Below are 11,853 nucleotides of genomic sequence, written 5' to 3' on the forward strand. Positions count from 1 at the left end.
GTGATAATTCGCGGACCCTTGGACACTGCTTTGGGACTCCCGTGACGCGAGCTTGCTTTAACTTCGTTCCAACCACGCCCTCTTTCTCGGATGGAGTGCGCAAAAACAGCGAACGCTCAAATTCTTCACACGAGGACATCTATGATTGAAATTACTGCCGACATGGAGGCGATCATCAAGCAGGCGATACTGTCGTTCGTTGCGACGGTCAACGAGGACGGCACCCCGAACCTATCGCCGAAGGCATCCTTGACGATTAGGAACGGCGTTCTCTACTTCGCGGATATCGCGTCGCCCAAGACAATACGGAACTTGAGACGCAACCCTGCCGTCGAAATAAACGTCGTAGACATCTTCCAGAGGCGCGGTTATCGATTCACGGGCCACGCCTTGGTACTGCTGCCGAACGATGCTGAATACCTGATGATCGCCGAGTGGGTCCGGTCAGCGAATGGGGCAGAGTATCCTGTCGATCACGTGGTCAAAATCGAGACGACCTCGATTACCCCCTTGCTGTCGCCGGCGCACGTCTTTGCTCAGCCGCCTCGAGATCAGGACGAGATCAGAAACACCTATTATCAAAAATACGCCGTGAAACCCGTTGGGGCATAGCGGGACTCCCGCCGCGTTTGCGTGGCGCTCCTAGAAAGCGTGCCCGACACATCGGCGCGCTTTCTTCTTGAAACCAATTTGTCTCGCAAAGATGGCCAAATTGGCCGACGGCACGTCCTCGACGCCAGAAAAGCTGGAGGAGACGTCGATAGGCATTTTTCGGCCCATAGACGCCATTCACCTCCCGGATTGCCCGATTTGCAGACGTCCTACGAAAAGCGATATTTTGCTCCCGTCGTCTCTGGCATCGATTCCATAGCCACAGGTCATTGGACCGTCTCCTTGCGCCATCCTACTTTTCCTCGCCCGCAAGGAGGTTGGAAGATGAGGATACTCAAGAAAAATCCCGAGCCGTCTCGCTTCTGACGTAAGCGCCAATCGTCTTCATGAGCTCGTAGGCCACCACGAGCATTAGATCTCAAACTAACATTCGCTTTCAGCAGACAACCGGACCCACGGCACTTACCGCAGGTTTCTGATCAAAAGCGTCGGAGGTAATCGATGCAGTTCCGCCATTCAACTTTGAAACTTATTCCGCTGGTTTGCGCGGCTCTGTTCAGCGGGGCGGCACAGGCCCAGGAATCGCCGCCCCCACCGCAAGTATCCGTGGCGAAGCCAGTTGTGCGAGAGGTCGTTGACAACGACGAATTTATCGGTCGCTTCCAGGCGTCCGAGCAGGTGTCCATTCGCGCCAGGGTCGGGGGATACCTTCAGAGCATCAACTTCAAGGATGGTCAATTGGTGAAGGAGGGCGACGAGCTCTTCGAGATTGACCAACGCCCATACATTACCGCGTATAATGAGGCCAATGCTCAACTTGCCGTCGCCCAGTCTACGTTGACCTACGCGCAAGCTGAGTTCGAGCGGGCGAATTCGCTCGTGAAATCGGGTAGCCAGACTGTGTCGACACTCGATGACCGGCGCAAAGAATTGCAGTCCGCGCAGGCAAATCTCAAAGGATCCGAGGCGAGTGTTGAACGGGCCCAGCTCGATCTCACCTATAGCAAGATCACGGCCCCGCTGAGCGGCCGTATCAACCGCCATCTGATCTCCGTCGGCAACCTTGTGCAAACCGATCAAACTGAACTAACGACGATCGTCGCACTCGATCCCATCGACTTTTATTTCGATATCGACGAACGCCGTTTACTCAACTACGCCGAGACGGCGCGGAAGAACGGAACCGTCCTTCAAGAAGGAGGCGGTGGTCTGAAGGTGAACGTGCGCCTCGGTGACCGCGACGAAACAAAGTTCGCAGGCACACTGGATTTCGCAGAGAATACCGTCGATCAGGCCACCGGCACGCTCCGCGCGCGCGCCCGCTTTTCCAATCCCGGCTTCGTCCTTCAACCCGGCCTTTTCGGCCGTGTGCAAATTGAAGGTTCGAATTCCTACACAGCGATCCTCATTCCCGATGAAGCAATTGCCGCCGATCAGAACGAACGCGTGGTCTACGTGCTGAATCCAGACAACACGGTCACCACGAAGCCAGTTCGTCCGGGTCCCAAGCTCTATGGTTATCGCGTCATCCGTTCGGGGTTGACCGGTGATGAGCAAATCGTCGTGAGGGGGGTGGTTCGTGTCCGGCCGGGCTCGAAGGTCGCTCCGATCACGGTAGAGCTACCTAAGGAGAACCCAAACGATGTGCCTGAGAGGGTGCAGCAAGCGGCTTCCGCGGCGGGGGCAGGCCAATGAGATTCGCACATTTCTTTGTCGATCGGCCGATTTTCGCATCGGTTATCTCGATTCTGCTAATCATCGTTGGCACTGTTGCTTATTTCCAGCTCCCAGTCGCGCAGTATCCGGAAATCGCACCACCGACGATCGTCGTGCGTACGTCCTATCCGGGTGCGGATCCGCAGACAATCGCCGACGCCGTATCGACACCGATCGAGCAGCAGGTGAACGGCGTGGAGGACATGCTCTACATGTCATCCTACTCCAGTGGCGACGGTGCCATGACGATGACAATCACCTTCAAACTCGGAACCGACCTCGATAAGGCACAGGTGCTCGTCCAAAACCGTGTCGCCATTGCCCTGCCGCGCCTTCCGCAGGAAGTCCAACGTCTCGGCGTCACGACCGACAAGACCTCGCCGGATCTGTTGATGGTCGTGCATATCCTGTCCCCGACCGGGCGTTATGACCAGCTCTACGCATCCAACTATGCGCGCACCCGCATTCGTGACGTTCTCGTACGCCTCCATGGGGTCGGCGATGTCCAGATATTTGGCGAGCGTCAATATTCCATGCGTGTCTGGCTCGATCCCGAGAAACTGTCGGCTTACGGCATGACCGCCGCCGATGTCGTCAATGCACTCAGGGAACAGAACGTACAGGTCACCGGTGGGTCCATTGGAGCACCTCCAGCCGAAACCGGCAACTCTTTCCAGTATACCGTCCGAACCGATGGCCGCTTCGCCGACGCTCGCCAGTTCCGATACGTGATCGTCAAGGCTGCTGCGGACGGCCGCCTGGTGAAGCTGGAGGACGTCGCGCGCGTCGAGCTCGGCGCGCAGGATTATGTGACGAACAGCTATCTGAACAACCAAACCGCCGTCGCACTCGTTATTAACGCCCGACCCGGCACAAACGCGCTGGAGACCACCGGACAGATCAAGTCAATGATGGCGGATCTGTCGAAAAACTTTCCTCCGGGTCTTGAGTACAGCATCGTCTACGACCCGACGGAGTTCGTCGCCGACKCCATCTCGGAGGTCTATCGAACGATCGGCGAAGCTGCCGTGCTCGTCGCCATCGTGGTCCTCGTGTTCCTGCAATCATGGCGTACCGCGGTCATTCCGATCGTCGCCATCCCGGTCTCGCTGATTGGTACTCTGGCATTTCTCGCCGCCTTCGGGATGTCGCTGAACATGCTGACGCTCTTCGGTCTTGTCCTGGCGATCGGAATCGTGGTCGACGATGCGATCGTCGTGGTTGAAAACGTCGAGCGTAACCTAGCAAAGGGCATGAGTCCGCGAAGGGCCGCACACGTTACGATGAACGAAGTCGGCACGGCCGTCGTCGCGATCTCGCTCGTTCTAATCGCGGTCTTCGTGCCGACGGCCTTCATTCCAGGCATTTCGGGGCAATTCTACAGGCAGTTCGCTGTTACCATCTCAATCGCGACTGCCATCTCGGCATTGAACTCGCTGACACTATCCCCAGCGCTCGCTGCCGTCGTCCTAAAGAAACACGATCACGCGAAAGAAAGACAGAACATCTTCTCAAGGATCGGAAATGGCGCAGCGACTGGCTTCAACCGTGGCTTTGATGCACTCAGCCATGGCTACTCGTCCGTCGTACGGCTTATTGTCCAGTCCCGGATCGGGATCGGCTGTGCCATGGTTGTCTTCGTCGGCCTCCTGGGCGCGACATGGTTCATAAGCACAAAGGTTCCAAGCGGGTTCATCCCCGTGATGGACCAAGGCTATGCCATCGTGGTTGTCCAGCTTCCGGAAGGATCCTCGCTGGAAAGAACGGATGCCGTCGTACGCAAGGTTACCGACATCGCCAGGAAGACTCCGGGCGTCAAGGACGCGGTGGAATTCGCAGGCTTCAGCGGAGCGACATTCACCAATGCCTCCAATGCCGGCGTCGTGTTTACATCGTTCCAACCGTTTGCCGAACGCCAGAAAACGGGCGACGATGCCAACAAGATCATCAAATCTCTTTATAAGAACCTGCAGAGCGTCGATGAGGCCTTCGTCATCGCGATCCCGCCGCCTCCCGTGCGAGGAATCGGCAACTCTGGCGGTTTCAAAATGCAGATCATGGACCAAGACAGTTCCAGCATGACGCGGGTGCTCGACGTTGCGAGAAGAATGATGGTCGCGGCCAACCAGACTCCCGGTCTGTCCGGAGTGTTTACGACCTTCTCGGAGTCCACGCCGGAGTTCTATCTCGACATCGATCGTGACAAGGCCCAGTACCTCAACGTGCCGATTCCAAACATCTTCGACACGTTGTCGACCAACCTCGGTATTTCCTATGTAAACGACTTCAACGCCTTCGGGCGCGTCTACCAGGTGCGCGCGCAGGCCGACCAGCGGTTCAGGATGGAGAAGGAGGACATGCTGAACCTCAAGGTCAAGTCTGCCACCGGCGCGCTCGTGCCACTCGGCACACTTGCCGATATCCGCGACACCAGCGGCCCGACCCTTGTCCAGCGCTACAATACATATGTGTCGGTACCACTGCAGGGCAACGCTACTCCTGGCGTCTCGACCGGCGAAGCCATCCAGAAGATGGAAGCACTGGCCACCAAAATGTTACCACCGGGCACGACATTTGAATGGACGGACCTCGCCTACCAGGAAACCCATACAGGCGGCGGTATCACGTGGATCTTCGCGCTGTCGGTTGTCTTCGTCTTCCTCGCACTCGCGGCCCAATACGAAAGCTGGGTGCTTCCGCTTGCGATCATCCTAATCGTTCCGCTCGCCGTCCTCGGCGCGCTGATCGGCGTCTATACCAGGGGTATGGACAACAACGTCCTCACGCAAATCGGTTTCGTCGTGCTGATCGGACTGGCCGCAAAGAACGCCATCCTGATCGTCGAGTTTGCGCGCCAGGCGCAAGATGAAGGTAAGACGGCGGTTGAAGCAGCAATCGAGGCAAGCCATTTGCGCCTACGTCCGATCCTCATGACCGCCTTCGCGTTCATCTTCGGCGTGTTGCCACTGGCCGTGGCCGAGGGTCCAGGCGCCGAGATGCGCCAATCGCTTGGTACGGCCGTATTCAGCGGAATGCTCGGAGTCACCCTCTTCGGTCTCCTCCTAACACCGGTCTTCTATGTACTACTCCGCTCGCGATACAAGCCACGCAAGCATGAAGAAGACGACTTCCAGAATATGCAGCAGGCAGCCGAGTGACCAAAAAATGCAACAGGCCCGACGACAGAACGTCGCCGGGCCAGTTAATCCCCTGTCGCTCGCAAATTTCTCCGAAATCAAAAGATGCATGCACGGGGAGGGCGCCATGCCTTCGGCGCTCGACGCATTTCGATAACCAACTGGCCGACCAACGCGCGCCGCGGCGCATTGATAGTATCGCGATGCCCGCGACGTGGGTTTTGCCGCTAGGGGCGTCTTGACTGCGAACAACGTGCAGCGGACCGGCGCACTCTATTTATCAGTTCAGTTTAAACTCGTGGCGCACACAACAATTCGCGAAGCCGTTAAGATCCTTGCAAAACCGATAGTGTACAAGCGAGGTATACGACAAAATGTTTCAACTATTTCAAGATTGATCATCTAATCCTCTTGCCGAGCCCTATTCATGTCTCCGCCGAATAAAACATATTTGGCCGCCCACTCTACTCCTTACCATCCAGCTGAGCGATTGTGTGCCTGCCCTGTTGAGGGCGATGGCTAATATTAATGCTCAGCGCCTGGTCGGGCCGGAGCGCAGATGACCGTTCACGAAACGCAGTCGCGGAGTGACCGTGTCAAATAGCGATGTCCCAATCTTCCGACCTTCGAGCCGGCGTGAGCTGATGCACCGTGAGGCGTTCAAGACGTGGTAGACGAGCCGCTTCGGCGAATATCGCGAGTTGATCTCGACAAGGTGATGGTCACGATGGACGTCGCATCGGCCCGTCTGTCGGAGTGCTTGTTCGCCGAGAAGACATCCGCTCGATTCGAGAGAAGCAGCCTGCCGACAATACATTATGGCCTCACTGGCTCCGGGATCATCACGATCGAAGGGGAAGCAGCAATCGAGCTAGTCCCGCATATGCTTCTCGTGGCGCCAGCGAAAAGGGCAATCAACATAGTAACGGCCGGTTCATCATCCAGGGGCAGGGGGTCCAGCGGCGGTATCGCGAAAGAAGCCTTTACTCCTGGCTCGATGCCTCGCTACGAGCTCGGTGAAGGAGAGAAAGCATTTTCCTTCGTGTGCGGCTCCTTCCGAGCCGTCTACGGTGCGGGGTTGGATCTCTTTGCTTCCCTCGCATCGCCGGTAGTCGAAACCTTTGAAACCGATGACCAAATCGACCGTCTCATGAGATATGCAATGGTTGAACTTGCTGTTCGCGAGATCGGCGGGGGACCGATGGCATCGGCCCTATTCAAATTAGTGTTGTTGAACCTGCTTCGGCGCAGTCTAACGTCGGCAAACGCCTGGGTGGAGCGTTTCGCGCTTCTAAACGACCCACCGATTGCACGAGCATTTGCCGAAATGGCATCTCACCCGGCGGCCGACTATAATGTTCAATCTCTGTGCAGATCGGTCGGTCTCAGCCGCTCGGCGTTCATGGCGAGATTCGCCGCCGCGTTTGACGACTCACCCATGTCTGTGCTGCGGCGTCTACGCATGCGGCATGCGGCCAGCCTGCTGGCCGCAAATGCCGGATCCATCGAGCAAATCGCACTCCACGCAGGATATCAAAGCCGCAGCAGCTTCACGAGAACCTTCCGCAAGCATTACGGGACAGATCCATCAGACTATCGTTCGGAAGCGAAGCGTGTTTCAGACATTTACGATGTCGCAGAGGACGCTACGGCCGCTGAATAACAGATCTTGGCGTCTTCCGCGCCGGATGCGCACGACGACGCCGAAGTATCCGGGAGGCACATGTGTAGCGGACCAGGTACCCGATCCACGATACGCCGCCGAAAGATGACTTGCTTGGATTATTTCTTGCTCGTCGCCTGCGGCGTATTACGGAAACTGATCGCCATGCGATCGTAGGCGTTCATGAGGCTGATCGCAATCGTAAGGTCGACCAGTTCCTTTTCGCCAAACGCCGCGCGAGCCGCCCGATATTCTTCGTCCGGCACACCGGTGTCCGCGGCGCGCGTTACCGTCTCGGCCCAAGCCAGGGCGGCACGTTCGGCCGCGTTGAAAAGGTCGCCGCCTTCCCGCCAGGCTTGAACCAGTGCGAGTTTATCGATCGGCACGCCGGTCCTAATGAGATCACGCGTATGCATGTCGACCCAATAAGCACTGTTGTTTATCTGCGAAACACGCAGATAAACTACCGCCACGAGCTCCTCGGGTAGGCCGCACTGCAAGACATAGCCGTACACACTGCCGAACGCCTTAATGCCACTCGGTGCGATCCGATTATAGTCGAGACGTTGGTCAAGTTTTGCCACCGTGAGCGCTATTTGACCGGCGTGGTCAACGCTTTATCGCTAGTATCAAGAACGAAGACGGCGAGTAGCTTCGCCGGCTTGGTCTTACTTGCGTTGCGGCTGATCGAATGGAGCGCTCCCGGTTGTTCGGACCAGCTTTCGCCTGCTCGATAAACGCGGGTCTTACCGTCATTGACCTTAGACTCGATCGCGCCCGAGATCACGTAGGCATAGATGAACGCCGACTTCGCGTGGGTGTGGGATGGGGACGCCGCACCAGGTGCATATTCGACCTCGACGGCAATTAGTGATTTGCCGGGAATATTGGGGATAGCAGCTTCGAAGTTCTTCGTGACGGTTTCTGCGGAGGCGGGACTGGCCATCGAGAAAGCGAAGGCGGCGCAGCCGGGCAGTATGATGGTTCGGATGTTCACGAGCGTTTCCTTTCGCGTAAGAGTTTGGTTTTCAAGCTTCGTTGTTCCGCCTCACCTCACCGACCTTCCGAGCGTCGCCAGGAGTTCGATTCATCTAGGCGCCCCACTCTCCTCTAGGCTGCTGTTACTTTCAGTCCACGGTGCACCCCTGGACGGGCCAGCCCACGTTCGAGCCATGCTTGAACACGAGGAAAGCGGTCGAAACCAACGAGCTCGCGCGCCTCGTAAAAGCCGATGAGGTTGCGTACCCACCCGAGCAATGAAATATCGGCGATGCTATAATCAGCACCCATCACCCAATCGCGGTCCGCAAGTCGTTGCTCGAGCACACCGAGCAGCCGCGCCGATTCGTTCACGTAGCGGTCACGCGGGCGCTTGTCTTCATAGGCTTTGCCGGCGAACTTGTTGAAGAAGCCAACTTGGCCGAACATAGGACCAACCCCGCCCGTCTGCCACATGAGCCATTGGATGGTTTCGTAGCGGGTGTTCGGGTCAGCCGAGATAAATTGCCCGGTCTTGTCGGCGAGATAAAGGAGAATGGCACCCGACTCGAACAAGGCGAGGGGCGTGCCGCTGGGGCCATCGGGATCATAGATTGCGGGGATTTTGCCATTCGGATTGATCGCGAGATAGGCGGGCTCGTGACTTTCGTTGGCAATGATGTCGATCCGGTGCGCCTCGTAAGCGAGACCCGTCTCCTCGAGCATGATGCTGATTTTCACCCCATTCGGGGTCGCGAGAGAAAACAGTTGCAGTCGATCGGGGTGCTGCGCTGACCAGCGGCCGAATATCGGATGATTGAGGGTCAATATCTTACTCCTACTTGACTTGGCCGAGCCGGCTCGCAACTTGCGCCAAAGACAGAAACCGATATGGCTGCAATATGCCCATATTGGCTATCTCGATAAGCTCTACCGGTAGTTCGGGTGCGCCTTCCTCTCATCGTTGATCACGAAGGGCGCATTCCGGATTTCTGAACTAGATGTCGTAACGACCATTGCGGCGGCCCAAACTGCAACGATAGTCTGTGGGGAGGGGAGCAGTTCTCACCCTCCCAAACACTCATGGACGAACGCGAATGATCGTCTTTCCGCTGCGTCGCTCGGGCGCGTTGAAGGCGGCGACGGCTTCGTCGAGGGGTGCGATAGTGCCGATGTTCGTCCGCAGTCGTCCGCCACGCACCCGCTGTACGATCTCACCGAGTTGGCTACGATCGGATTCGACAACAAAGTCAACCGAAAGACCTTCCGTGGGCCGTGCCTCGGTCGGTCCGGCAATAGTCACGAGCGTTCCTCCCTTTCGGATAACGCCTGCGGAACGCTTGGCGATCTCGCCGCCGAAAACGTCGAAAACCAGATCGACACCTCCGATGTCTTCGAGAGCGTCATTCTCGAGATCGACGAACTCCTGTGCACCGAAGTCGAGCGCGGCCTCACGGTGGGCGGCGCGTCCGGTACCGATGACGTAGGCGCCGTTTTCCCGCGCGAGCTGGGTCACCATCGACCCGACTACGCCGGCTGCGCCGTGCACAAGCACGCTCTGCCCTGACTGGAGCCTACCGTGCTGGAATAGACCCTGCCACGCGGTCAAGCCGGGCATCGGCAGGCTGGCGCCCACCGTGAAATCAACGTCGCCCGGCAAAGGTGCGAGGTTGCGTGCTTCAACAGCTATGTACTCACCGAGGGTACCATCGCGATACCAATCCGTGAGGCCGAACACGCGCTGTCCTACGGACAGACCCGTAGTGCCGTAGCCCAATGCAGTCACCACGCCAGCTAACTCGTGCCCAGGTATCGATGGTGCTCGGTCACGGTCTTGGCGATTGGTCCACGTCGGGGGCCAGGTCAGCTCATCCCAGGTGAATCCCGCGGCATGAACCTCAACCACGACATCGTTTATCGCTGCTTGTGGCTCGGGCCGCTCCACCAGCTTCATCCCCGCCGTTCCGGCGGTCTGATCCATTACCACAATTGCTCTCATGTTGGTTTTCTCCTCGTGCACTCATCTCGGGTGCGGAAATGCCGCTCAGTCAACGGGACAGGCAATCGTTTCCAAGCGGCGCAGATCGATCGCCGAAAGCGTTTTCTCCCTGGCTACGGCCGCTTGGTCCCGATCGAGGAACGCCGTCGCTTGCACGGAGAAGAATTGGATGCTTTTCAGCCCGGCGGATCCGAGCACCGTCGACAGATACGGAGTGAGAAAATCGGGCTGATTGCCTCTTTCGCCGCTGAAGGTACCACCGGAAGCGATGCCGACAAACACCGGACGATCCCGGAGCATCCCAACCTTGCCCGCCGGGGTCGATTTGAAGGTGCGACCGGCGCGCAGGATCTGGTCGATCCACGCCTTGAGGACTGAGGGAACAGTCAAATTGTGCATGGGCGTTCCGATAACGATCGCGTCGGCGGCCTCGACTTCGTGAATAAGCGTTTCAGAAAGGTCCAGCACACCTTTCAGCGGGTCCGCCAACGTGGCAGGCGACGAGAGTGTGGTCGCGTAGTCGGGCGCAGCGTGTGCCAGAGGATGAGCGCCCAGGTCGCGCCGGCTGATGCTGGCGTCAGGCAAAACCTCAAGGACCTTATCAACGATCGCCGCCGAAAGCTTGCGGCTATGTGAATCCGGGCGCGGGCTGCAATCTATATGAAGAATGTTCATTCGTAGCTTCCAAAAGCAAAGGCGGAATGGCACATCGGCGCCATTCCTGATTATCGTTTGAGAACCGGGTAGCCGAAACTATAGATCCAGTCCGACTGCTGCGCGGGCTGGTGACACGACTGACAGTCTGTCGTGTAGTCTGTGGATGTCGTCTTCCGAGGGTTGGATGCATCGAACCAGGACCACCCCCAGCCGTCGCCCCAAAGCTTGTTATCCGGAAATCGACCAGCGTTGTCTTTCACCATGACAAACCAACCGGCGAGGGTGTCGGCATTACTTACGGTTCCAGTTGTCATGTCTTGCGTTGTCGTATGAAACACTTCCTTTACGAGGACGGTCCCGTCGGGAAAGTGTCCGTCCTTGAGGTAGCCGGCAACGGCTCCGGGAGATGCATAGACTACGTGCATCTCCTTTGACCCTGGGCCTTCGTCGTTCGCTACTGCCCAACTACCCACCACCTGATAAGAGGCTCGATAGTCGGAAGGCACGCGCAGATTTCCCGTCTTGTCGACGACCGTCGCGGCGGCGTCCTCGTAGGGCGAACGGGTGTTCATCTGCGCATAGGCCGTAGCGCCGCCGATCACGGTCAAGCCAGTTAAAGCGACGCGCAATATGCTGATAATCCTCAAGGCATTGCTCCTCGTTTTAGGGAGCTCCTGGCGATCGTTGGCCATTCGCCCCATGCGGTATATCCAGAGAGGTAGCGCACCCTCGTCGGCGCGTTGGCGCTGCTGGATTCGGATTGCGCGGTTACCGCGATTACGCTGAAAGCAGCGCCTGCGATCAGTAGGGATAGGCATCGACCTTTTCTCTCCACGATCATACCTTTCCCGCGGTCGCCGATAGCCATCGCGGGTCTCCGATAGCGTTGCTCGAGTTACCTGCGGCGTTGCCAATTGATCGCAGCCCGAGACGAAAATTTCCAATAGCGGGTTCCTATCGTTTCCATAGCAGCAAGGAATACTGCGACGACCGCCCTCCTGACATTCCTAAATCAAGACAGGGCGTGCGGGTCGCGAAGGCATAGGCAGGGGCGAGGGGCTATAACGACCGTCTATCGACTCTATAGCGAC

Annotated in this window: 10 protein-coding genes; 4 read left to right on the forward strand and 6 right to left on the reverse strand. The window is 57.7% G+C overall.

Annotated features, from left to right (window positions below):
* Positions 1–141 precede the first annotated feature (141 nt).
* The 4 genes from AC1ECN_RS06610 to AC1ECN_RS06625 all read left to right on the forward strand — a co-directional run bounded on the left by AC1ECN_RS06610 (position 142) and on the right by AC1ECN_RS06625 (position 7,128).
* The gene (locus AC1ECN_RS06610) at positions 142–612 is read left to right on the forward strand and encodes a pyridoxamine 5'-phosphate oxidase family protein (protein WP_477952547.1); all 471 of its coding nucleotides are present in this window, start codon (positions 142–144) and stop codon (positions 610–612) included.
* 501 nt (positions 613–1,113) lie between these two features.
* Positions 1,114–2,307, forward strand: a complete 1,194-nt coding sequence (locus AC1ECN_RS06615; protein ID WP_164592907.1) for an efflux RND transporter periplasmic adaptor subunit — start codon at positions 1,114–1,116, stop codon at positions 2,305–2,307.
* Positions 2,304–5,486, forward strand: coding sequence for an efflux RND transporter permease subunit (locus AC1ECN_RS06620; protein ID WP_477952549.1), 3,183 nt, complete (start codon positions 2,304–2,306; stop codon positions 5,484–5,486). The genes AC1ECN_RS06615 and AC1ECN_RS06620 overlap by 4 nt, the downstream gene beginning before the upstream one ends.
* A gap of 646 nt (positions 5,487–6,132) precedes the next feature.
* Entirely contained in the window at positions 6,133–7,128 is a 996-nt protein-coding gene (locus AC1ECN_RS06625) for a helix-turn-helix transcriptional regulator (RefSeq protein WP_164592911.1), read from the forward strand.
* Positions 7,129–7,247: 119 nt separating this feature from the next.
* Here AC1ECN_RS06625 and AC1ECN_RS06630 read toward each other — a convergent pair whose 3' ends face one another.
* The 6 genes from AC1ECN_RS06630 to AC1ECN_RS06655 form a co-directional block, all read right to left on the reverse strand.
* Positions 7,248–7,712, reverse strand: coding sequence for a carboxymuconolactone decarboxylase family protein (locus AC1ECN_RS06630; protein WP_164592913.1), 465 nt, complete (start codon positions 7,710–7,712; stop codon positions 7,248–7,250).
* A gap of 8 nt (positions 7,713–7,720) precedes the next feature.
* Positions 7,721–8,125 (reverse strand): cupin domain-containing protein, encoded by a 405-nt coding sequence (locus AC1ECN_RS06635; RefSeq protein WP_318035472.1) that lies wholly within the window; start codon positions 8,123–8,125, stop codon positions 7,721–7,723.
* A 113-nt stretch (positions 8,126–8,238) separates the two neighbouring features.
* Positions 8,239–8,934 (reverse strand): glutathione S-transferase N-terminal domain-containing protein, encoded by a 696-nt coding sequence (locus AC1ECN_RS06640; RefSeq protein WP_477952550.1) that lies wholly within the window; start codon positions 8,932–8,934, stop codon positions 8,239–8,241.
* Between the two features lie 253 nt (positions 8,935–9,187).
* The gene (locus tag AC1ECN_RS06645; protein ID WP_164592916.1) at positions 9,188–10,105 is read right to left on the reverse strand and encodes an NADP-dependent oxidoreductase; all 918 of its coding nucleotides are present in this window, start codon (positions 10,103–10,105) and stop codon (positions 9,188–9,190) included.
* Positions 10,106–10,150: 45 nt separating this feature from the next.
* Positions 10,151–10,780, reverse strand: a complete 630-nt coding sequence (locus AC1ECN_RS06650; protein ID WP_477952552.1) for an FMN-dependent NADH-azoreductase — start codon at positions 10,778–10,780, stop codon at positions 10,151–10,153.
* Between the two features lie 50 nt (positions 10,781–10,830).
* Positions 10,831–11,454: a cytochrome P460 family protein gene (locus AC1ECN_RS06655; protein ID WP_477952553.1), complete on the reverse strand. Its 624-nt coding sequence runs from the start codon at positions 11,452–11,454 to the stop codon at positions 10,831–10,833.
* Between the last annotated feature and the right edge of the window lie 399 nt (positions 11,455–11,853).

This window comes from Rhizobium sp. 01N447_2 (genome assembly GCF_056399245.1).

Excerpts from the sequence above, each read along its gene's own strand:
- AC1ECN_RS06610 (WP_477952547.1), top strand. The coding sequence starts at position 142 with ATGATTGAAATTACTGCCGACATGGAGGCGATCATCAAGCAGGCGATA.
- AC1ECN_RS06615 (WP_164592907.1), top strand. The coding sequence starts at position 1,114 with ATGCAGTTCCGCCATTCAACTTTGAAACTTATTCCGCTGGTTTGCGCG.
- AC1ECN_RS06645 (WP_164592916.1), bottom strand. The coding sequence starts at position 10,105 with ATGAGAGCAATTGTGGTAATGGATCAGACCGCCGGAACGGCGGGGATG.
- AC1ECN_RS06650 (WP_477952552.1), bottom strand. The coding sequence starts at position 10,780 with ATGAACATTCTTCATATAGATTGCAGCCCGCGCCCGGATTCACATAGC.
- AC1ECN_RS06655 (WP_477952553.1), bottom strand. The coding sequence starts at position 11,454 with ATGGCCAACGATCGCCAGGAGCTCCCTAAAACGAGGAGCAATGCCTTG.